This is a genomic window from Actinocorallia populi (assembly GCF_002995495.1).
GTDB classification, from domain to species: domain Bacteria; phylum Actinomycetota; class Actinomycetes; order Streptosporangiales; family Streptosporangiaceae; genus Actinocorallia; species Actinocorallia populi.
The window spans coordinates 324,311-344,005 of record NZ_PVZV01000003.1; the positions used below are offsets into that span (position 1 = coordinate 324,311).

Annotated in this window: 24 protein-coding genes; 8 read left to right on the plus strand and 16 right to left on the minus strand. The window is 72.4% G+C overall.

The window, feature by feature from the left end; genetic code table 11:
* Nucleotides 1-14: 14 nt before the first annotated feature.
* The 5 genes from C2865_RS14570 to C2865_RS14590 all read right to left on the minus strand — a co-directional run bounded on the left by C2865_RS14570 (nucleotide 15) and on the right by C2865_RS14590 (nucleotide 3,835).
* Nucleotides 15-542: a LemA family protein gene (locus tag C2865_RS14570; protein ID WP_106398999.1), complete on the minus strand. Its 528-nt coding sequence runs from the start codon at nucleotides 540-542 to the stop codon at nucleotides 15-17.
* Complete coding sequence (locus C2865_RS14575; RefSeq protein ID WP_106399000.1) at nucleotides 542-1,678, minus strand: glycosyltransferase family 4 protein; 1,137 nt, start codon at nucleotides 1,676-1,678, stop codon at nucleotides 542-544. The genes C2865_RS14570 and C2865_RS14575 overlap by 1 nt, the downstream gene beginning before the upstream one ends.
* A complete protein-coding gene (locus C2865_RS14580; protein ID WP_106399001.1) occupies nucleotides 1,675-2,580 on the minus strand; it encodes a phosphatidylinositol mannoside acyltransferase in 906 nt (301 codons plus the stop codon). The genes C2865_RS14575 and C2865_RS14580 overlap by 4 nt, the downstream gene beginning before the upstream one ends.
* Nucleotides 2,577-3,191: a phosphatidylinositol phosphate synthase gene (pgsA, locus tag C2865_RS14585; RefSeq protein WP_106399002.1), complete on the minus strand. Its 615-nt coding sequence runs from the start codon at nucleotides 3,189-3,191 to the stop codon at nucleotides 2,577-2,579. The genes C2865_RS14580 and pgsA overlap by 4 nt, the downstream gene beginning before the upstream one ends.
* Nucleotides 3,192-3,265: 74 nt before the next feature.
* Entirely contained in the window at nucleotides 3,266-3,835 is a 570-nt protein-coding gene (locus C2865_RS14590) for an HIT family protein (protein ID WP_106399359.1), read from the minus strand.
* Nucleotides 3,836-4,023: 188 nt separating this feature from the next.
* Between C2865_RS14590 and C2865_RS14595 the strand changes: the two genes are divergently transcribed.
* The gene (locus C2865_RS14595) at nucleotides 4,024-4,686 is read left to right on the plus strand and encodes an Asp23/Gls24 family envelope stress response protein (protein ID WP_106399003.1); all 663 of its coding nucleotides are present in this window, start codon (nucleotides 4,024-4,026) and stop codon (nucleotides 4,684-4,686) included.
* 3 nt (nucleotides 4,687-4,689) lie between these two features.
* Here C2865_RS14595 and C2865_RS14600 read toward each other — a convergent pair whose 3' ends face one another.
* The 5 genes from C2865_RS14600 to C2865_RS14620 form a co-directional block, all read right to left on the minus strand.
* Nucleotides 4,690-5,214, minus strand: coding sequence for a hypothetical protein (locus C2865_RS14600; protein ID WP_106399004.1), 525 nt, complete (start codon nucleotides 5,212-5,214; stop codon nucleotides 4,690-4,692).
* Between the two features lie 44 nt (nucleotides 5,215-5,258).
* Nucleotides 5,259-5,855: a TetR/AcrR family transcriptional regulator gene (locus C2865_RS14605; protein ID WP_198653327.1), complete on the minus strand. Its 597-nt coding sequence runs from the start codon at nucleotides 5,853-5,855 to the stop codon at nucleotides 5,259-5,261.
* Between the two features lie 74 nt (nucleotides 5,856-5,929).
* Nucleotides 5,930-7,885 carry a threonine--tRNA ligase gene (gene thrS, locus C2865_RS14610; RefSeq protein WP_106399006.1) on the minus strand — a complete coding sequence of 652 codons (1,956 nt, stop codon included), beginning with the start codon at nucleotides 7,883-7,885 and terminating at the stop codon, nucleotides 5,930-5,932.
* Between the two features lie 192 nt (nucleotides 7,886-8,077).
* Nucleotides 8,078-8,488: a rhodanese-like domain-containing protein gene (locus C2865_RS14615; protein WP_198653328.1), complete on the minus strand. Its 411-nt coding sequence runs from the start codon at nucleotides 8,486-8,488 to the stop codon at nucleotides 8,078-8,080.
* Entirely contained in the window at nucleotides 8,485-8,940 is a 456-nt protein-coding gene (locus C2865_RS14620; RefSeq protein ID WP_106399008.1) for a cysteine dioxygenase, read from the minus strand. Before C2865_RS14620 ends, C2865_RS14615 begins: the two co-directional genes overlap by 4 nt.
* Nucleotides 8,941-9,098: 158 nt before the next feature.
* Here C2865_RS14620 and C2865_RS14625 point away from each other — a divergent pair, with 158 nt between their 5' ends.
* Both C2865_RS14625 and C2865_RS14630 read left to right on the plus strand, forming a co-directional pair.
* Entirely contained in the window at nucleotides 9,099-10,346 is a 1,248-nt protein-coding gene (locus tag C2865_RS14625; RefSeq protein ID WP_157963723.1) for a sensor histidine kinase, read from the plus strand.
* 10 nt (nucleotides 10,347-10,356) lie between these two features.
* Nucleotides 10,357-10,974, plus strand: a complete 618-nt coding sequence (locus tag C2865_RS14630; RefSeq protein ID WP_408608316.1) for a response regulator — start codon at nucleotides 10,357-10,359, stop codon at nucleotides 10,972-10,974.
* A 13-nt stretch (nucleotides 10,975-10,987) separates the two neighbouring features.
* Here C2865_RS14630 and C2865_RS14635 read toward each other — a convergent pair whose 3' ends face one another.
* The gene (locus tag C2865_RS14635) at nucleotides 10,988-11,944 is read right to left on the minus strand and encodes a quinone oxidoreductase family protein (RefSeq protein ID WP_106399011.1); all 957 of its coding nucleotides are present in this window, start codon (nucleotides 11,942-11,944) and stop codon (nucleotides 10,988-10,990) included.
* 13 nt (nucleotides 11,945-11,957) lie between these two features.
* Nucleotides 11,958-12,692 (minus strand): SDR family oxidoreductase, encoded by a 735-nt coding sequence (locus tag C2865_RS14640; protein ID WP_106399012.1) that lies wholly within the window; start codon nucleotides 12,690-12,692, stop codon nucleotides 11,958-11,960.
* 44 nt (nucleotides 12,693-12,736) lie between these two features.
* Here C2865_RS14640 and C2865_RS14645 point away from each other — a divergent pair, with 44 nt between their 5' ends.
* Both C2865_RS14645 and C2865_RS14650 read left to right on the plus strand, forming a co-directional pair.
* Nucleotides 12,737-13,948, plus strand: a complete 1,212-nt coding sequence (locus C2865_RS14645) for an acyl-CoA dehydrogenase family protein (protein WP_106399013.1) — start codon at nucleotides 12,737-12,739, stop codon at nucleotides 13,946-13,948.
* A complete protein-coding gene (locus C2865_RS14650; protein WP_232835600.1) occupies nucleotides 13,938-14,576 on the plus strand; it encodes a TetR/AcrR family transcriptional regulator in 639 nt (212 codons plus the stop codon). The genes C2865_RS14645 and C2865_RS14650 overlap by 11 nt, the downstream gene beginning before the upstream one ends.
* Here C2865_RS14650 and C2865_RS14655 read toward each other — a convergent pair.
* A complete protein-coding gene (locus C2865_RS14655; RefSeq protein ID WP_198653329.1) occupies nucleotides 14,573-15,043 on the minus strand; it encodes a GNAT family N-acetyltransferase in 471 nt (156 codons plus the stop codon). The genes C2865_RS14650 and C2865_RS14655 overlap by 4 nt on opposite strands.
* A gap of 30 nt (nucleotides 15,044-15,073) precedes the next feature.
* Entirely contained in the window at nucleotides 15,074-15,847 is a 774-nt protein-coding gene (locus tag C2865_RS14660; protein ID WP_106399016.1) for a hypothetical protein, read from the minus strand.
* Nucleotides 15,848-16,048: 201 nt separating this feature from the next.
* Between C2865_RS14660 and C2865_RS14665 the strand changes: the two genes are divergently transcribed.
* From C2865_RS14665 to C2865_RS14675, 3 genes are all read left to right on the plus strand, one after another.
* On the plus strand, nucleotides 16,049-16,495 hold the full coding sequence (locus C2865_RS14665; protein WP_106399017.1) for a lamin tail domain-containing protein: 447 nt from the start codon (nucleotides 16,049-16,051) through the stop codon (nucleotides 16,493-16,495).
* An 80-nt stretch (nucleotides 16,496-16,575) separates the two neighbouring features.
* Nucleotides 16,576-17,985 (plus strand): arylsulfatase, encoded by a 1,410-nt coding sequence (locus C2865_RS14670; protein ID WP_198653330.1) that lies wholly within the window; start codon nucleotides 16,576-16,578, stop codon nucleotides 17,983-17,985.
* 37 nt (nucleotides 17,986-18,022) lie between these two features.
* The gene (locus C2865_RS14675) at nucleotides 18,023-18,688 is read left to right on the plus strand and encodes a UdgX family uracil-DNA binding protein (RefSeq protein ID WP_106399019.1); all 666 of its coding nucleotides are present in this window, start codon (nucleotides 18,023-18,025) and stop codon (nucleotides 18,686-18,688) included.
* Nucleotides 18,689-18,692: 4 nt separating this feature from the next.
* On the opposite strand, the gene C2865_RS39995 is transcribed toward C2865_RS14675, so the two are convergent.
* Nucleotides 18,693-18,869 (minus strand): hypothetical protein, encoded by a 177-nt coding sequence (locus tag C2865_RS39995; protein ID WP_198653331.1) that lies wholly within the window; start codon nucleotides 18,867-18,869, stop codon nucleotides 18,693-18,695.
* Nucleotides 18,870-18,883: 14 nt separating this feature from the next.
* Nucleotides 18,884-19,681 (minus strand): SDR family oxidoreductase, encoded by a 798-nt coding sequence (locus tag C2865_RS14680; protein WP_408608317.1) that lies wholly within the window; start codon nucleotides 19,679-19,681, stop codon nucleotides 18,884-18,886.
* Between the last annotated feature and the right edge of the window lie 14 nt (nucleotides 19,682-19,695).

A 19,695-nucleotide genomic window follows, 5' to 3' on the forward strand; every position in this document is an offset into this window, starting at 1 on the left:
CGGAATTACAACGATTACCGTACTTCTGGCGGAACGTCGTCAATTTCAAAGAATTCCGGCAAAGGGGCACGGCCGGCGAGCGGAAGGACGCGGGCCAGCGGCCTGCGCCGCGCGGTCCTGGTCGTGGCCACGGCGTCGTTGTAGAAGCGGCGGGCGAACTCCACCTTCTGCGCCGCGGTCTCCAGCTCCTCCAGCAGCGCGGAGCCCTCCCCCTCCACCGCCTCCCGGAAGCCGGGCTGCTCCAGCACCGCCCGCAGCGCCCGCGACAGGTCGCTCTCGGCGAACTCCCGCCGCTCGTGGTCGGCGGTGCGCGCCTGGTGCGCCGCGGTGGCCAGCACCAGGCTGGTGGCCGGGTCCAGCAGCCGGGAGGCCGCCAGCTCCAGGGAGACCGCGGCCCGGCGCACCAGGGCCGCGTCCAGGCCGGCGCGCGCCAGGTCGACGCGGGCGTGCAGCCGGTCCAGCCGCCCGGCCCGCCAGGACAGGTAGGTGCTCACCAGGAAGAGGGCGAGGAGGACGACCAGGAGGTCCAGCAGCGGGGACATCACGGGGCCGACTCCACCACGCCGATCGCGCCGGCCGCGACCGTCTCGTAGACGTGCAGCACGTCGCGGGCGACCGTCGACCAGTCGTAGGCGCGCACCGCGGACCGCGCCGCCTCGGACAGCTCCTTGCGCCGCGCCGCGTCGTCCAGCAGCCCGGCGGCCTCCTCGGCCAGGGATTCGGCGTCGCCGGTGGTGAACAGCGCCCCGGCGCGGCCGTCCTGGAGCACGCGCCGGAACGCCTCGATGTCGCTGGCCAGGATCGGGGCCCCCGACGACATCGCCTCGGTGAGGACGATGCCGAAGCTCTCCCCGCCCAGGTTCGGCGCGACGAAGACGTCCACCGAGTGGTAGGCGCGGATCTTGTCCGCCTCGCTGACCAGGCCCAGCAGCACGACGCGGTCGCGCAGCCCGGGCGAGACCCTGGCCAGCACGTCGCCGGCGTCGCCGGGCCCGGCCACCAGCAGGCGCAGGTCCGGACGCTGCCTGCCGAGGGTCTCGAAGGCCTTCAGCAGCACCTGCAGGCCCTTGCGCGGCTCGTCCATGCGGCCGAGGAAGCCCAGGGACGGCCCGGCGTCCTTGCCGCCCCAGCCGGGCAGCGGCTCGGCCGCGGCGTACTTCTCCGTGGCCACCCCGTTGGGGATGAGGACGGCGTCGCCGCCCAGATGCTCGACCAGGGTGTTGCGGGCCGCCTCCGACACCGCGATCCGGCCGGTGATCTTCTCCAGCGCGCTCTGCAGGATCGGCGCGGAGACGGTGACGGCGCGGGAGCGCTCGTAGGAGGCGTGGAAGGTCGCCACGATCGGTCCGTCGGCGGCCCAGCAGGCCAGCAGGCCCAGGCTCGGCGCGGCCGGCTCGTGGATGTGCAGGACGTCGAAGCCGCCCTCGCGGATCCAGCGGCGCACCCGGCTCGCCGACAGGAAGCCGAACGCCAGCCGGGCCACCGAGCCGTTGTAGGGCACCGGCACCGCCCGGCCCGCCGGCACGACGTAGTGCTCCAGCGGCGCGTCGTCGTCGGCCGGGGCGATCACCGACACCTCGTGGCCCAGCGCCAGCAGCGCCTCGGCCAGATCCCGGATGTGCTGCTGCACCCCGCCGGGGACGTCCCAGGTGTAGGGGCAGACGATGCCGATCCTCAAGGCAGGTCCTCCACCCAGACCCGCTGCAGCATGTGCCAGTCCGCGGGGTGGGCGGCGATGCCCTCGGCGAACGCGTCGGCCAGCGACTGGGTCATCGCGCGGACACGCGACTTGCGGTCGCCCTCCCCGGGGTCGGGGATCTCCTCGTGGACGCGCGCGCCCCAGCCGTCCTCCCGGTACCACAGGGTGACCGGCAGGAGCGCGGCCCCGGTCTGGACGGCCAGCGCGGCGGGCCCGCCGGGCAGGCTGGCCGGCGAGCCGAAGAAGTCCACCTCGATCCCGGTGGAGGACAGGTCGCGGTCGGCCACCAGGCATACCACCCGGGCCTGGCGCAGCCGCCGCGCCAGCACGCCGAAGACCGAGACGTCGGCCCCGGTCAGCGGCAGGATCTCGAAGCCCAGGGACTCGCGGTAGGCGACGAAGCGCTCGAAGAGCGACTCGGGCTTCAGCCGCTCGTTGACCGTGGTGAGCGGGTGCCCCTGCAGCACCAGCCATGCCCCCGCGTGGTCGTAGTTGCCCATGTGCGGCAGTGCCAGCACCACTCCCCTGCCCTCGCCGATCGCCCTGTCGATCTGCTCGTAGCCGGTGATGTCCATCCCCGAGACGATGCGCTCGCTGCCCATGACGGGCAGGCGGAAGCTCTCCAGCCAGTAGCGCAGGTAGGAGCGCATGGCCTCGCGGCTGAGCCGGCGCACCCGCGGATCCTCCGGGGGAACGCCGAGCACCCGGGCGAGGTTCTTCTCCAGCTGCCGCACTCCCTTGCCGCGCCCCGCCCACGTGCGGTCGGCGATCCGCCGGAAGATCCGGCGGGCGACGCCCTCGGGCATGCGCTTGACGGCCGTCCAGCCCAGCGCGTAGAGGGCGTCGAAGGCCTCGCCCCGCAGGTCCCCCGCCCGGCTCACGAGGCGACCCGCCCGGCCGAGGCCTGCCGGTAGACCACGTGGAAGCGCTGGGCGACCGTGACGGTGCTCAGCACGGCCAGCAGGACCAGGCCGACGTGCAGCGCGTACGGGACGCCCAGGCCGTGCAGGCCCGCCGCGACCAGGCTGATGACGAGCCGCTCGGAGCGCTCGGCGATGCCGACGTCGCACTTGAGGCCCAGTCCCTCGGCCCGCGCCTTGGCGTAGGAGATGACGACGCCCGAGACCAGGCAGTACAGCGCGAGCCAGGACAGCGGCGCGTCGTCGCCCGCTCCGGTGAACCACAGGATGAGCCCGGTGAACACCGCGGCGTCGCCCACCCGGTCCATGGTGGAGTCCAGGAAGGCGCCCCAGGTGCCGGTGCGGCCGGTGATCCGGGCGACGGCGCCGTCGAACATGTCGAAGAAAACAAAGGCAGTGATCACCATGGTGCCCCAGAACAGCTCGCCCCGCGGGTAGAACGCCAGCGCCCCTGCGGCGACGCCCAGCGTGCCCGTCACGGTGATCATGTTGGGGGTGGCACCGGTGCGGGCGAGCGTCCTCCCGATCGGGGTCACCACCTTGGCCAGCGCAGGCCGCAAGCGGTTGAGCATCTTCGTCCAAACCAGTCGGGAGCAGGGGTTCCGCCATCGTAGTGGCTGCCCCGGCCCCCGGTCGTCCCGGTCGCTCAGTCCTCCGGCCAGGACTCCGCCAGCAGCGCCCGGGTGTCGCGCAGCAGCTGGGGGAGCACCTTGGTGCGGCCGATCACCGGCATGAAGTTGGTGTCGCCGCCCCAGCGCGGGACGACGTGCTGGTGCAGGTGCGCGGCGATGCCGGCGCCCGCCACCGTGCCGAGGTTCATGCCGACGTTGAAGCCGTGCGCCCCGCTGGCCTTGCGCAGCGCCGCCAGCGCCCGCTGGGTGAACCGCGCGAGCTCCAGCGCCTCGGCGTCGTCGAGCTCGGCGTAGTCGGCCACGTGGCGGTAGGGGCAGACCATGAGGTGGCCGGAGTTGTACGGGTAGAGGTTGAGCACGGCGAAGACCGCGGTGCCGCGGCGGATGACCAGGCCGTCCTCGTCGGTGCCCTTGGGGATCTCGCAGAACGGGCAGCCGTCGTCGCGGCCGGGCCCGCTCGGCTTGTTCTCGCCCTTGATGTAGGCCATCCGGTGCGGGGTCCACAGCCGCTGGAACCCGTCCTGCTCTCCGACGCCCTCCTGCTCCTCCGGACCGGAGGACCTGTCAGACGGCTCCCGCACCACGGCCACGCCCCTCTCTCAGCATCCGCCCAGGATATTCCTGCCGGGTGCGGAGCCGGAAACCGGGCGTACAAACTTAACTTTTGGCGACGAAGAACAGGAAAAACAACTTTGTCTGGTATATCCCGACCCTGCTCCGCCAAGATGGCAGGAGCACCGCCCCAGCGGCGCTGCCAGTAGAGGAGTCCGCGATGCCCGATCTCGACCCCCTGTACTCCGCCAACGGCACCGGCGGCGAGCACCGCGCCGAACCGCGGTCGGCGATGCCGTTCTTCCCCGCTCCCTCGGCCGCGCCGCCCTCCGCCCCCGCGGGCCTGTCGGGCGGCGGATCCCCGTCCGCCGGAACGCTCCCGTCGCCGCCTCCGCTGCGCGGCGAGGTCCTTCCCGGTTCGGGCGGCTCCGTCACGGGGCCGATCGCGCAGGCGCCCCCGCCGCCGCCGTCCGTCCCCGTCCAGGCCCCCGAAGCCGTCCCCTCGGAGCCCGCCGGGCGCGCCACGGTCAAGGGGCAGATCCGCATCGAGGACGAGGTGGTCGAGAAGATCGCCGCCCTCGCCGCGCTCGAGGTCGCCGGGGTGGCCGCGCTCGGCGGGAGGCGGGAGGCCTCGGAGACCATGGAGGAGGTGCGCCGGCGCATCGGCGACGGGCGCGCCGCGCCCGGCGTGCGGGCCCTGGTCGCCGACGACGAGATCTCCCTGGAGGTCGCGCTGGTCGTGGAGTACGGCAGCATCGTCATCGACGTGGCCAGGACGGTGAAGAACAACGTGGCCAAGAACGTCAGCACGATGCTGGGCATGCGGGTCGCCGCGGTCGACGTGACCGTGCAGGACGTGCGGATGCCCGGCGAGGCCGGCTGAGGCCTACTTGCGCTGCAGCTCGCACTCCTCGCCGCCGGTGCCGCTGGTCACCGTCAGGCCGACCTTCTTGATCGCCTGCGGCGAGACGTCCTCGAACTTGAAGACGTGCGGGGTCGGGTTGCCGGAGGTGGTGTAGCTCTGCGCCAGGGGTTCGCCGTTGGCCGGCACCACGATCGCCCGCACCGCGCCGAACCCCGCGTAGACGACGGTCACCTCGATGCCGCCGCCGACCCGCTTGTAGTACGCCGCCTTGGTCCCGCAGGGCCCGTCGCCCTGCTTCTCCTCGCGCCGGTCCGTGCCGGGGTCGATCGCGGTGAACGGGTTCTCGCCCTGCTCCGCCGTGCCGGGGGCCGCGCTCGGCGCCGTCTGCGCGGACGGCGCGGAGGACGGGACGGGAGCCGCGGAGGGCCGCTCGCCGCCGCCCATCAGCGGCCACAGCAGGACGCCCACCGCCGCCAGGACGAGCAGCGCCGTGAGCGAGTATCCGGAGCTGCGGAGAACCCGGTGGACCAGAGGGCTCTGCGGCATCGGCTCACCCGCAATCGTTACTAGGGGGTAGGGAGTGATAGAGGCTACCGCACGGGGACGCCCAGGACCCGGACCGCCATCGCGGCGATCCGGCGGGCCGAGTCCTCCGGCGGGCCCTCGGGCGTCACCAGATAGCTGACGGTCACCCGGCAGACCATGTCGACGGTCAGCTGGAGCGCCTCGGGGTCCAGATCCGGACGCTGGTGCAGCGCCAGGTCGGTCACCGTCCGCAGCGCCAGGGTCAGCGGCGGCACCTTCCTGCGGCGCAGCACCGCCACCAGCCCCTCGGCCGACCAGCCCACCCGGGCGCTGGTGAGGATGCTGTGGAGCACCGTGTCGCGCGACGCCCGGCGGAAGGTGTAGAGCACCGCCTCGGCGACCGCCGCCTCGATGTCGTCCCGCTGGTCCAGCAGGCACTCGCCGAGCCCGGCCAGGTGCCGCTCGAACTCCCGCATCACCAGGGCCTCGCCGAGCGCCGCCTTGGAACCGAACTCGTTGTAGGCGCTCTGCCTGCTGACGCCCGCCTCGGACGCGATGTGGGCGACGCGCATCTGCGCCCAGCCGCGCGTCTCGATCAATCGCCGGGCGGCGTCGAGCAGGCGGTCCCGTACCGGGGGTCGAACGTCGCGGCTGGCCGTCACCCGTCGCATCGTACAGAGATCAACCCTTTTCCGACCACCGGAAGGAGCCCCGCGGGGCTCCTTCCGGCCGGCGGTCAGACCTGGATCCGGTCCTCGACCGCCTTCACGATCTCGGCCACCGCCTCGTCCACCGGCACGCCGTTGTTCTGCTCGCCGGAGCGGTAGCGGAACGACACCGCGCCCTTGGACACGTCGTCGTCGCCCGCCAGCAGCATGAAGGGGACCTTCTGCTTCTGGGCGTTGCGGATCTTCTTCTGCATGCGGTCGGACGAGGAGTCCACCTCCACCCGGATGCCGCGGGCGCGCAGCTTCGCCGCGATCTCCTCCAGGTAGGGCGCGTGCTCGTCGGCGATCGGGATGCCCACGACCTGGACCGGGGCCAGCCACGGCGGCATCGCGCCGGCGTAGTGCTCCAGCAGGACGCCGAAGAACCGCTCGATCGAACCGAACAGCGCCCGGTGGATCATGATGGGCCGCTGCCGGGTGCCGTCCGCCGCCTGGTACTCCAGGTTGAACAGCTTCGGCAGCTGGAGGTCCACCTGGATGGTGGACATCTGCCAGGTGCGGCCGATCGCGTCGCGGGCCTGGACGGAGATCTTCGGACCGTAGAAGGCGGCGCCCTCCGGGTCGGGGGTGAGCTCGAGTCCGGAGTTCTCGGCGGCCACCCGCAGCATCTCGGTGGCCTCCTCCCACTCCTCGTCGGAGCCGACGGACTTCTTCGGGTCCCGGGTGGACAGCTCCAGGTAGAAGTCGTCCAGGCCGTAGTCGCGCAGCAGGTCCAGCACGAACTTCAGCAGCGAGTGCAACTCGTCCTGCATCTGCTCGCGGGTGCAGTAGATGTGCGCGTCGTCCTGGGTCAGGCCCCGCACCCGGGTGAGGCCGTGCACGACGCCGGACTTCTCGTACCGGTAGACGGTGCCGAACTCGAACAGCCGCAGCGGCAGCTCCTTGTAGGAGCGGCCCCGGGCGTCGAAGATCAGGTTGTGCATGGGGCAGTTCATGGGCTTGAGGAAGTACTGCGCCCCCTCCAGCTCCATGGGCGGGAACATGCCGTCGCGGTACCAGCCGAGGTGCCCGGAGATCTCGTACAGGTGGCCCTTGGTGATGTGCGGGGTGTTGACGAAGGAGTACCCCGCCTGCTCGTGCCGCAGCCGCGAGTAGTTCTCCAGCTCGCGCCGGATGATGCCGCCCTTGGGGTGGAACACCGGCAGGCCGGAGCCGATCTCGGTCGGGAAGGAGAAGAGGTCGAGCTCGGCGCCGAGCTTGCGGTGGTCGCGCTTCTCGGCCTCCTCCAGCATCTTGAGGTACTCGTCCTGCTTCTCGCGGGACTCCCACGCGGTGCCGTAGATGCGCTGCAGCTGCGGGTTCTTCTCGCTGCCGCGCCAGTACGCGCCGCCGGAGCGCATGAGCTTGAACGCCGGGATGTTGCGGGTGGTGGGCAGGTGCGGGCCGCGGCAGAGGTCCTTCCAGCACAGCTCGCCGGTCTTGGCGTTGAGGTTGTCGTAGATGGTCAGCTCTGCGCCGCCCACCTCCACCGACTCCTCGTCCTCCGCGCCGCCCTTGAGGCCGATCAGCTCGAGCTTGTAGGGCTCGGCGGACAGCTCCTCGCGGGCCTCCTCGTCGGAGACGACCCGGCGGGAGAAGCGCTGGCCCTGCTTGACGAGCTCGCGCATGCGCTTCTCGATGCGCTTGAGGTCCTCGGGGGTGAACGGCTCCTTGACGTCGAAGTCGTAGTAGAAGCCGTTCTCGACCGGCGGTCCGATGCCGAGCTTGGCCTCGGGGAAGATCTCCTGGACGGCCTGGGCCATCACGTGCGCGGTGGAGTGGCGCAGGATGTCGCGGCCGTCCTTGGAGTCGATCTCGACGCCCTCGAGGACGTCCCCGTCCCGCACGACGTACTCCAGGTCGCGCAGCTCACCGCCGACCCGGGCCGCGACGATCCGGGGACCTCCGTCCAGCACCTGCCCCGCCGTGGTGCCGGCGTCCACCACTCGCTCGCTTCCGCCGAGGGTGACGCGCAGTTCGGACACGGGAACTCCTTGAATCGTGGGATCGATCGGATGATCACAAAGGGCCCTGGGAGAGTTCTCCCAGGGCCCTTCGCATGTCGCAGATGGTCAGCGCGCGTGCTCAGACGGCCGGGGAGAACCCCGGCGTGGTCGTCTCGCGGATCGCGCAATCGGCTGCCATGCCCACAGTGTAACCCGATCTCGTCTCCCGTCTCATCCGGAAGCGGGCCTCGCCCCTCCGGTGCAGGGCAGTCCCGCCGCCTTCCACGCCCGGAACCCGCCGTCGACGTCGGTGGCCCGGGACAGGCCGAGGTCCTGCAGGGCGGCGGCCGCGAGGCTGGAGGTGTAGCCCTCGGAGCAGAAGACGACCACCCTGACGCCGTAGCCGGCGGCCTCGGGCAGCCGCGCGTCGCTCTGCGGGTCGAACCGCCATTCCAGGTGGTTGCGCTCGACGATCAGCGCGCCCTCGATCTCGCCCTCCTCCGCGCGCTGCGCGGCGGGCCGGATGTCGACGAGCAGGGCGTCCGGCGCGGCGTGCGCCTCGGCGGGCGTGAGCCGGGCCAGGCGGGAGCGCGCCTCGGCCAGGATCTCGTCGATGGACCTGGCCCCCGGCGGCCGGTTCACCACTCCTCCGCCGACTCGGACCGCAGGGTGACCAGTTCGCCGTTCTCATCCAGGTCGTAGCGGTTCATCCGGGACAGCGGCGGCGCGTAGACGTGGACGCTCACCGCGGGCGCGCCGGAGACGTTGCGGACGTCGTGGACGTGGTGCCCGCCGAACCCGCGGACCTGGCCGCCCTCCAGGGTGCGGGCGGCGCCGGGGACCGCCTCCTCCAGCTCGCCCAGCACGACGGCGAACGCGCCGGCCGAGCCGCCGTGGTCGTGGAAGCCGGTGCTCTGGCCCGGCAGCCAGCTGATGATCCACACCTCGTGGTCGGCGTCGGCGTGCAGTCTCTCGTACCAGCGGCCCTGGGGGTCCAGGCGGACCCGGTGCAGCCACTCGGCGCTGTCCTCGGCGAGGGAGCGCGCTCGCGCGCTGAGCGCGCGCGTCCCGGTGTCGGTCGCGGTCACGGTCATGAGAACCATCCTGGCCCGCATTTCCTATTAAGTCAATCGGAATACTTAGCTAGGTGCCCCGGCATCCCGCGCGGGGCCGCCCCCATCCTGAGAGGTGCCCGCGAGTTCACCCCCAGGGGGCGGGACGCGGCACGCCCGGTATGGCTAGCCTCGCCGATGTGATCGGACAAGCTCCCCGGAACATGCTGGACTCGGTGCTCGACGCGGTGATGCGGGCGCCCTCCGGGCCGGAACGCCAGCCCTACTCCATCGAGCGGTGGTGGCTCAAGGCCCTCATCATGGGCGTCGCCCTGGCGCTGGGCATCGGCTTCTCCGGCGGCAGCATCGCGATATACCACCACATGCACGGGCTGGGCCTCAGCCAGAGCTGGCTGCTGGGCCTGCTGCAGGGCCTGCCCCTGGTGGTCGCGCCGCTCATGCCGCTGGCCGCCTGGCGGGTCATGGTCACGGGGCTGCTGCTGGCCGACCTCACCGCGGGCCGCGGTGAGTTCATGCCCTGGCCGGTCACCTCCCTGCTGGGGATGCTGGTGGTGCTGGCCCTGGTCGCGGCGGTCTCCTCCCGGCCGGTGAGCCAGGGCGTGAGCATCATGATGATCGCCGTGCTGGCGATCCTGCCGGTCATGTTCAACGGGCTCGAGCAGTGGTTCGGGCTCATCCTCATCGCCCTGGCGCTGCTGGCGGTGGTCTTCGGCGACGCGGTCGGCGGCCGGCGCTGGGCGGAGATCAGCCTGGCCGAGCAGGCCGAGCTGCGCCGCCAGGACCTGGCCCGGCAGGCGGTGCTGGAGGAGCGCTCCCGCATCGCCCGCGAGCTGCACGACGTCGTCGCCCACCACATGTCGGTGATCGCGCTGCAGGCCGAGGCCGCCCCCTACAAGATCCCCGAGCTGCCCGAGGCCGCCCGCACCACCTTCGTGCTGCTGCGGGACGAGGCGCGGGCCGCGCTCACCGAGACCAGGCGGGTGGTCGGGCTGCTGCGCGCCGACGACGAGACGGCCGAGCGGGTGCCGCAGCCGGGCATGGAACGGCTGCCCGAACTGGTGGCCTCCCACGACGGGCTGCGGGTGTCGCTGGCCGTGGTCGGCACGGCGCGTGCCCTGCCCGAGGGGCTGGACCTGTCGGCCTACCGGATCGTCCAGGAGGCGCTGAGCAACGCCTCCCGCTACGCCCCCGGAGCCGCGGTCGCCGTGGAGGTGCGCTACGACGCGGACATGCTGCGGCTCTCGGTCGTCGACGACGGGGCGCGCGGCGAGCCCGACACCAGCAACGGCGGGCACGGCCTGGTCGGCATGCGCGAGCGCGTCACCATGCTCGGCGGCACCCTGTTCGCGGGCGGGCGCAACGACGGATGGGCCGTCATCGCGGAACTTCCCTATGATGACGGGCATGATCCGCGTGGTGATCGCTGACGATCAAGTAATGATCAGGGACGGGCTCGCCACACTGCTGGCCTCCGCTCCGGACATCGAAGTGGTGGGGCAGGCCGGGGACGGGCAGGAGGCGGTGGAGCTCTGCACCGAGCTGCGGCCGGACGTCGTCGTCATGGACATCCGGATGCCGCGGCTGGACGGGCTGGCCGCCACCGAACGGCTCGCGGGCAAGGGCGGCGACGGCACGAAGGTGCTCATCCTGACCACGTTCGATCTGGACGAGTACGTCTACGAGGCACTCGGCGCGGGCGCCAGCGGGTTCCTGCTCAAGGACGCCTCGGCGGGCGACCTCATCCACGCCGTGCGGGTGGTGGCCTCCGGCGAGGCGCTGCTGGCGCCGTCGGTGACCCGCCGGCTGATCTCCGACTTCGCCCGCAGGCGGCGGCACGAGCGGCCGCGCAGCGACCTGGTGGACGTGCTCACCCCGCGCGAGCTGGACGTCCTGCGGCTGATCTCCCGCGGCCTGTCCAACGCCGAGATCGCCGGGGAGCTGTTCCTGTCGGAGCAGACGGTCAAGAGCCACGTCGGCAACGTCCTGAGCAAGCTGGGCCTGCGGGACCGCACCCAGGCCGTCGTCTTCTCCTACGAGAACGGCATCGCCGGGTGAGGTCCCGCCGCGGCTAGCGGGAGGGGTCGAGCACGAGCTTGCCGGCGGTCCGGCGGGAGCGCAGCGCCTCGTGGGCGGCCCGCGCCTCCGACAGGCCGTACTCGCCGCCGGGGACGACGCGCAGCGCGCCCGTGGCGGCCAGCTCGAACAGCTCGGTCATCGCGCGGCGCATGACGTCGCCGGGCAGGGTGAAGACGTGCGGCAGCCACATGCCGATCACGGCGGTGGAGTGGCGCAGCAGGGAGGGCGCCTGGATCGGGGACGGCGGCTTACGGGACGCCATGCCGTAGAAGGCGAGCCTGCCGAACGGGGCCAGCGCCGCCAGCGAGCGGTCGGTGACCTCGCCTCCGGTCATCTCCAGCACGGTGTCGACCCGCCTGCCTTCGTTGGCCTCGATGAGCGCGGCCTTGAGGTCGGGCACGGCCGGGTCCAGCGCCACGTCCGCGCCGAGGTCCAGCGCCAGCCTGCGCTTGTCCTCACTGGAGGCGGTGGCGATGACGCGCCCCGCGCCCCAGGCCTTGGCGAGCTGGACGGCCAGGGTGCCGACGCCGCCCGCCGCGGCGTGCACCACCACGGACTCGCCGGGCTCCAGGTGCACGCTCTTGCGCAGCAGCAGCCACGCGGTCGCGCCCTGGACGACGAGGCCGAGCGCGGTCGCGTCGTCCACCCCGTCGGGGATGTCGTAGACGGCGCCCGCCTCGGCCACGGCCTGCTCGGCGTAGCCGCCGCCGTCGGAGGTCAGGGCGACCACGCGGCGCCCGTCCACCGTCCCGGCGACCTCGCCGCCGGGGATCATCGGCAGTTTCGCGGCCGCCAGGTAGCTGTTCTCCGCCTGGTGGGTGTCGGCGTAGTTCACGCCGGCGCGGGTGACGTCGATCAGCACCTGGCCGGGGCCCGGCACGGGGGCCGGCACGTCGGCCAGGCGCAGGACCTCGGGGCCGCCGAACTCGGTGATCTGGATGGCTCTCATGACTCTCTCCTGCTCAGGCCCGGGGTCCGGGAACACCCCGGAAGCGGAACGGTTCGAACTCGCGGCCGGGCACCACCGGCCAGGCCTGCCCGGTGCCGCCGGAGGCCAGGAGGTTCAGGAACGCGTCGACGACGGTCTCCACGTCCAGGATCGGGAAGTCGCCGAGGATGTCGCGCATCCGGTCGATGATCCGGGTCTCGGCGAAGGACGGGCACAGCGCGTTGACGCGGACGCCCTCCTCGGCGTAGGCCGGGCCCAGCGAGCGGGCCAGCGCGACGACGGCCGCCTTGTTCGCCGCGTAGACCGGCTCGTAGGGCATCGGCGCCAGGCCGCCCATGCTGCCGGTGAGGACGATGTCGCCGCCGCCGCGGGCGCGCAGCGCGGGCAGCGCCGCGTTCACGCCGTACACGACGCCGTCGAGGTTGATGGACATCGCGCGGCGGTAGACCTCGGGGTCGAAGCCCTCGCCGAGGTCGCAGCCGGTGCTCACCCCGGCGTTGAGGAACGCCACGTCCAGGCCGCCGAAGTGCTCGGCCACCGCCTGCACCGCGCGGACGCTGTCGGCGTGCTCGCGCACGTCGCACCGGACGAACAGGGTGTCCAGCTCGGCCGCCAGGGCCTCGCCCCGTTCGACGTCCACGTCCGAGAGCGCCGGCAGGGCACCGAGGCCGGCCAGGCGCCGGGCGGTGGCCGCACCGATGCCGTTGGCGCCGCCGGTGATCCAGACGACCTTTCCCTTGAGTTCCACGGACCCTCCCTAGAAGTAACTGACGCGTCAGTTATGGTACCGGTATGGACTTCTCACTGAGTGAACGGGCTGCCGACCATCTGGCCCGGTTGCAGGATTTCATGGACGCCCACGTCTACCCCGCGGAGCCCGTCTACGAGGCGCAGCGCGCGGAGCTGGCCGCCGCCGGACGGCCCCACGACCTGCCTCCCGTCGTCGAGGAGCTCAAGACCGAGGCGCGCAAGCGCGGCCTGTGGAACCTCTTCCTCCCGGACGTCTCCGGCCTGACCAACACCGACTACGCCACGCTGGCCGAGCTCACCGGCCGCTCCCCCGCGCTGGCGCCCGAGGCGATCAACTGCGCCGCCCCCGACACCGGGAACATGGAGGTGCTGCACCTGTTCGGCACCGACGAGCAGAAGGAGCGCTGGCTCAAGCCGCTGCTGGAGGGCGAGATCCGCTCCTGCTTCGGCATGACCGAGCCGGACGTGGCCTCCTCCGACGCCCGCAACATCTCCACCGCCATCGTCCGCGACGGCGACGAGTACGTCATCAACGGGCGCAAGTGGTGGACGACCGGCGCCGCCGACCCGCGCTGCCAGGTCATGATCCTCATGGGCAAGACCGATCCCGAGGGCCACCCCTACCTGCAGCAGTCGATGGTGCTGGTGCCGATGGACGCCCCGGGCCTGACCATCGTGCGCGACCTGTCGGTCTTCGGCTACCACGACCAGCACGGCCACTGCGAGATCCGGCTGGAGGACGTGCGGGTGCCGGTGGGCAACCTCATCGGGCAGGAGGGCGGCGGTTTCGCCATCGCCCAGGCCCGGCTGGGGCCCGGCCGCATCCACCACGCGATGCGCACCATCGGCCTGGCCGAGCGGGCCCTGGAGCTGATGTGCGAGCGGGCCGCCGCCCGCGTGGCGTTCGGCAAGGAGATCGCCCGCCAGGGCGTGGTCCAGCAGTGGATCGCCGAGTCCCGCATGGCCATCGAGCAGGCGAGGCTGCTCACCCTCAAGACCGCCTGGCTGATCGACACCCAGGGCGTGAAGGCCGCCCGCTCCGAGGTCGCCGCGATCAAGGTGGTCGCGCCGCGCGTCGCGCTGGAGGTCCTCGACAAGGCCATCCAGGTCCACGGCGGCGCGGGCGTCTCCCCCGACACCCCTCTGGCGCGGATGTGGGCGGCGGCGCGTACGCTACGGCTTGCGGACGGCCCCGACGAGGTGCACATCCGCTCCGTCGCCCGCACCGAACTGGCTCCTTACCTTGGCAAGTAGAAGACTGTCCGCCGCCACCCGGCGGGAGCAGCTGATGGCCGCCGCGCTGGCCGAGTTCGGCCGGCGCGGCTTCCACCTGACCCAGATGGAGCACGTCGCCGCGGCGGCCGGGGTCTCCAAGGCGCTGCTGTACCAGCACTTCGAGTCCAAGGAGCAGTTGTTCTCCGAGGTGGCCCAGGCGATCGTCGACGACCTGACCGCGCGGCTGGCCGCCTCCGAGGTGGAGCAGGCCTCGTCCCTGGAGCGGGTCTCGGGCATGGTCTCCACCCTGTTCGACTACGCCACCGCCGAGCCCGACGCCTGGTCGGTCATCATCCGCCACCTCGACAAGCCCGAGGTCGGGGTGGAGCTGCGGGAGCTGCGGGAGAGCTTCGGCAAGGCCGCCGCCGACCGGTTGTTGTCGCGGCGCAGGCGGCGGCTCGACGCCCGGGAGCTGGCGGCCAACGAGCGCCGGGCGCTGCTGCTGGTCCCGCTCATCTACGGCTCGCTGTTCTCGCTGATCTCCTGGTGGCTGGAGCACCCCGAAGCCGAGCGCGAACGGGCCGAGGCGATGGCGCTGGACTTCATCTGGCTGGGTCTGGAGCGCGTGCGCAACGGCGAGCGGCTGCCCCGGGAGCAGGAGGGCTAGAGGCTCTTGGCCATGCAGATCGACATGAGCTCCGGAACGCCCGCGTAGGGCGGGAACACGGGGATGCGGGCGTAGCCCTCGCGCTCGTACACGCGGACGGCGGCGGGCTGGCGGTCGCCCGTCTGGAGGATCACGCGGACGGCCCCGGCCTTGCGCGCCGTCTGCTCGACCCAGTCGAGCAGCACGCGGGAGGTCCCGTTCCCCCGCGTCCGCGGTGTGACGTACATGCGCTTGAGCTCCAGGTCGGGCCCGCGCCAGCGCAGCGCCGCGTGCCCGACGGGGACGCCGTCGCGGGTGGCGACGCCCACGAAGGCGATCTCGGCCGGGTCCACGGCCAGCGCCTCCCACAGGACGGGGGTCGCCGCCTTGGCCCGGTCGGCGTACAGCTCGCCCATCTCCGCGTCCATCGCCGCCCGCAGCCTCTCGCCGTCCGGGTCGCTCCAGTCACATGTCCGTACTTCGATCACCGTGCGACGATACCCGCGCTCCCTTTCGCCTCAGGACGTGCCTCCGAGGGCGGACCGGGCCTCGGCGGCACGGGCGAGGGCGGTCTCGGTCTGCGCTTCGGCGTCCTCCAGGCGGCGGCGGACGGCCGAGCGGTGGAGGCGGAGCTGGTCGAGGCGGTGGCGGAGCCGCTCCTCCTCCTGCTCGATGTGTTCGACCTCACGGCGCAGGACGTCGCGTTCCCCGGCCAGTTCGGCCGCCCGGTGCTCCAGCTGCTCGACGCGCCTGCGCTGCTTCTCCTCGCGGACGCGTTCCTGTTCGCTCCCGGCGAGCACGGCCTCGCCGGGAGCGGGCGCCTCGGGAACGGCGAAGCCCGCGTGGCTGCGGGGGTGGGTGAGGCGGCCCGAGCGCACCTCCTCGGCGGCCTCCGCGTCGACGATCGCGGCCTGGAGCGTCTCCTCCACCTCGTGGGCGGCCTGCTCGCCCAGCGGGCGGCCGGTGGCCTCGACCAGGACTCCCGCCACCCGGACGGCCTCGGCCACCGCCAGGTTGCGCACCCGGTCGAACCTGGCGGGGTCCTCGCCCCCGGCCCAGCCCCTGCGGATCTCCTCGCCGAGCTCCAGCAGCTCGCCCACCAGTTCGCCCTGCTCTCGTACCAGCAGGTTCACCGCCCAGGCCGAGACGGTCGGCCGCCGCAGCGCCCTGATCCGCTTGGCCACCGCCTCGTCGCCCGCGGCCTGCGCCGCGTCGGCGAGCCTGCGCCTGGTCTGGACGAACTCCGAGGGCGGCACCCGGTAGAGCTCTTCGATCGCCGCGTTGAGATCCACAACCGGTAACTACCACCGGAGATCTCCCCGGAATCCGGGAGTGATCAGTCTCTCCCCCGCACAGGAGGACATCCTCTCCGCAAAGCCCAGAAGTCTCCGACGAATCGTCGATTGACGGAAGACCTGACTGACCCTGACGTCCGCCCTTCCTCCCCGGCGCGGCCATGGCCGGGACCCGGAGCCGTTCCTACCCTCGGAGGGATGAACACCGTTCCTTTCCTCGCCACCGCCTTCCTGGTCATCGGCGTGCTGGCACCGGAGAAAGGCGCCTCCACCCCCGACTCCGCCCCCGACGTCCGGATCGAACGGGTCCGCTTCGACGCGCCCGGCACCGACGCCCGGACGAACCGGAGCCTCAACGGCGAATGGGTGGAGGTCAGGAACCGCTCCCGGCAGGCGCGGAACCTGCGGGGCTGGCGGCTGCAGGGGGCGGACGGCCGCACCTACACCTTCGGCGACCTCCGCCTGCCGCCCGGCCGGAGCGTCCGCGTCCACACCGGTTCCGGACGGGACACCGGCGGGCACGTCTACTGGAACCGCGGCACCCACGCCTGGCGGAACTCGGGCTCGGCCGTCCGCCTGCGCTCCCCCGCGGGAAGCGCCGACTCCTGCCGCTGGAGGTCGGGGGGGACGGTCAAGCGTTGTTGACCTTAAGGTGACTATTCCTATTGACTTAATAGGAAATCTCTCTGATCATGGACATACCCCCCTTGGTCCGTGTTCGGAGTGTGATCACCTTGCTCAGCCGCCGCCAGCTGCTCCACGGTTCGGCAGTCCTCGGCCTCGGGGCCCCGCTGCTGGACCGGGCATCGGCACCCGCCCGCGCACGGGAGCCGGCGACCGCCGACGACCGCCCCGACCTCGTCCTCGTCGTGGCCGACGACCTGGGGTACGGCGCGCTCGGCCCCTACGGCCAGGAGAAGATCAAGACGCCCGTCCTGGACCGCATGGCCCGCCAGGGGCTGCGCTTCACCCAGGCGTACGCCGCCGCGCCGGTCTGCGCCCCCTCCCGCTGCTCCCTGTACACCGGCCTGCACGCCGGGCACGCCCGGGTCCGCCAGAACCCCCGCCCGGGACTGCCCAACGGGCTGCGCGAGCAGGACACCACCTTCGCCGAGGCGCTGCGCGCCGCCGGCTACCGCACCGGTCTGTTCGGCAAGTGGGGGCTCGGGCCCGAACGGGCCGGGCAGCCCAGCCATCCCAACGCCCGGGGGTTCGGGGAGTTCTTCGGCTACATCGGCCACCGCCACGCCCACGACTACTACCCCGGCCACCTCTGGCACGACGGGAAACGGGTGCGCCTGAAGGACGGCCGGCACGGCGGCTACGCCCCCGACCTGCTGCGCGACCGCGCCGTCTCCTTCATCAAGGAGTCCGGGGAAAGGCCGTTCCTGCTCGTCTACACGCCCAACCTTCCGCACTCCCCCAGCGATGTGCCGAGCCTCGGGCGGTACAGGAGCAGGTCCTGGCCGCGCGCCGACCGGGGGCACGCCGCGCAGATCACCCGGCTGGACTCCCACCTGGGCGACCTGCTGGACGCGCTGCCCCGCAAACGCAAGACGATCGTGCTGGTGACCGGCGACAACGGACCGCACGAGGAGGGCGGCGTCGACCCCGACCGGTTCGACGCCAACGGCAGGCTGCGCGGTTACAAGCGCAATCTCTACGAAGGCGGTATCCGGGTGCCTCTGATCGCCTGGGGACCCGGTCTGGTGAAGCGGGGACGCAGTTCGCGGGTCACCCAGCACACCGACCTGTTCCCCACCCTCGCGGAGTTCGCCGGGGCGCCCGTCCCGCCGTACCTGGACGGCACCTCGCTGCGCGGAACGCTCACCGGCGAACGAGGCCAGGGCCCCGCCCGGCACCTGTACTGGTACCGGAGCGAGACCCACTCCACCCCGAAGGCGAACGCGGCCGAGAACGGCAGCGTCACCCGGATGGCCGAGGCGGTGCGGCAGGACGGCTGGAAACTGGTGCGCTTCGCCCCCGGCCCAGACCGTCCCCGTTCGGACTCCGGCTGGCGGACCGAGTTGTACGACCTGGACAAGGACCCCGGGGAGCGCCGGAACCTGGCCTCCCGCCATCCGGAGGTCGTCATCCGGCTCTCCCGGCTGGCCTCCGCCTCCTGGGCGGGCTGATCCGGTCGTCCGCGCCCATCCTGGGTAGGGCCCGAGCATGGGGGTTTCTCAGGACGCCGGGCCGTTCGTACCCGGGAAAGCGGATCTGTCGGAGCTGCGGGAGGCCGCGGCCGGCTGCCGGGGATGCCCGCTCTACGAGCGGGCCACCCGGACGGTGTTCGGGGAGGGGCCCGCGGCTGCCCGGCTCATGCTGGTCGGGGAGCAGCCCGGCGACCAGGAGGACCGGCAGGGGAGACCGTTCGTCGGCCCCGCCGGGCGGCTGCTGGGCCGGGCGCTGGCGGAGGCGGGGATCGAGCGGGACGCCGTCTACCTCACCAACGCCGTCAAGCACTTCAAGTTCACCTGCAAGGAGGGCTCGAAGCGGCGGTTCCACCAGAGCCCGGGGGCTACCGAGATCAACGCGTGCCGGCCGTGGCTGGTGGCCGAACTCGAGACGGTCTCCCCCGAGGTGGTCGTCGCGCTGGGGGCCGTGGCGGGCAGGGCGCTGCTGGGCCCGTCGTTCCGCGTGACCAGGCAGCGCGGCGTGCCGCTGGACTGCCCGCCCTTCGAGGCCATCGGCGCCCCGGCGAACGCGCAGGGACCGCCGGCCGGACGGATCGTCGCCACGATCCACCCGTCGGCGGTCCTGCGCGCTCCCGACCGGGACTCCGTCTACGCCGGGTTCGTCGGCGACCTGGCGGTCGCGGCCCGGCTGCTGGGCTGAGCCCTCAGACCCTCGTCTGCGGCTCGTACCCCTCGTCCTCGCCGCCCGGCCCGTCCGCGGGCGCGATGGGCGGGTCGGTGGGGCCGGGCGTGTGCTCCTCGGCGAGGTCGGGGACCTCGTCCTCGAGCGGGGCCCCTTCCTCGGCCCTGCGGTCGGCGAAGCTCCTCTTCTCCTGTTTCATGGCCCTCCTTCGGGTCAGCCCGGGTGGATCTCGCCGCCGGCCGGGACCAGGGTCTGGCCCGTGTAGTACGAGGAGGTGCGGTCCGCGGCGAAGAACACGTACGACGGGGCGATCTCGTCGGGCTGTCCCGCCCGCCCCATCGGCGCCTGCTTACCGAAGTCCGCGACCTTCTCGGCCTCGAAGGTCGCCGGGATGAGCGGCGTCCACACCGGTCCCGGCGCCACGCAGTTCACCCGGATCCCCCGGTCCATCAGCGACGTGGCCAGCGACTGGGCGAGGTTCATCGCCCCGGCCTTGGTGGCCGCGTAGTCGATGAGGCTCGGGTTGCCGCGCAGCCCGTTGATCGAGCCGGTGATGACGATCGACGAGCCCTCCGAGAGGAACTCCAGCGCCTCCTGCACGCACCAGAACAGGCTGAGCAGGTTGACCTCGACGGTGCGGCGCAGCTGCGCCGAGTCGATCTTCTGGACGTCGTCGGCCGGGGTCTGGGTGCCGTGGTGCAGGACCAGGACGTCCAGCCCGCCCAGTGCGTCGGCCGCGTCCCGGACGACCTGTCGGCAGTGCCGCTCGTCCGCCATGTCGCCGCCGAAGGTGTGGCAGGCCCGGCCTTCGGCCTCCACCAGCCGTGCGGTGTGCCGGGCGTCGGCGTCCTCCTCCAGGTAGGACAGCGCCACGTCCGCGCCCTCCTTGGCGAAGGCCGCGCACACCGCCCGTCCGATGCCGGAGTCGCCTCCGGTCACCAGGGCGCGGGCGCCTTCCAGCAGTCCGCTGCCGCGGTAGCCGCGCATCTCGTCCCGCGGCTCGGGCTCCATCTTCTCGGTCAGAC

What these genes read in the sequence shown, in the direction of transcription:
- C2865_RS14665 (WP_106399017.1), top strand. Translation starts at nt 16,049, where the DNA reads ATGAACACCGTTCCTTTCCTCGCCACCGCCTTCCTGGTCATCGGCGTG.
- C2865_RS14595 (WP_106399003.1), top strand. Translation starts at nt 4,024, where the DNA reads ATGCCCGATCTCGACCCCCTGTACTCCGCCAACGGCACCGGCGGCGAG.
- C2865_RS39995 (WP_198653331.1), bottom strand. Translation starts at nt 18,869, where the DNA reads ATGAAACAGGAGAAGAGGAGCTTCGCCGACCGCAGGGCCGAGGAAGGG.
- C2865_RS14600 (WP_106399004.1), bottom strand. Translation starts at nt 5,214, where the DNA reads ATGCCGCAGAGCCCTCTGGTCCACCGGGTTCTCCGCAGCTCCGGATAC.
- C2865_RS14620 (WP_106399008.1), bottom strand. Translation starts at nt 8,940, where the DNA reads ATGACCGTGACCGCGACCGACACCGGGACGCGCGCGCTCAGCGCGCGA.
- C2865_RS14680 (WP_408608317.1), bottom strand. Translation starts at nt 19,681, where the DNA reads ATGGAGCCCGAGCCGCGGGACGAGATGCGCGGCTACCGCGGCAGCGGA.
- C2865_RS14570 (WP_106398999.1), bottom strand. Translation starts at nt 542, where the DNA reads ATGTCCCCGCTGCTGGACCTCCTGGTCGTCCTCCTCGCCCTCTTCCTG.
- C2865_RS14675 (WP_106399019.1), top strand. Translation starts at nt 18,023, where the DNA reads ATGGGGGTTTCTCAGGACGCCGGGCCGTTCGTACCCGGGAAAGCGGAT.
- pgsA (WP_106399002.1), bottom strand. Translation starts at nt 3,191, where the DNA reads ATGCTCAACCGCTTGCGGCCTGCGCTGGCCAAGGTGGTGACCCCGATC.
- C2865_RS14645 (WP_106399013.1), top strand. Translation starts at nt 12,737, where the DNA reads ATGGACTTCTCACTGAGTGAACGGGCTGCCGACCATCTGGCCCGGTTG.
- C2865_RS14630 (WP_408608316.1), top strand. Translation starts at nt 10,357, where the DNA reads ATGATCAGGGACGGGCTCGCCACACTGCTGGCCTCCGCTCCGGACATC.
- C2865_RS14635 (WP_106399011.1), bottom strand. Translation starts at nt 11,944, where the DNA reads ATGAGAGCCATCCAGATCACCGAGTTCGGCGGCCCCGAGGTCCTGCGC.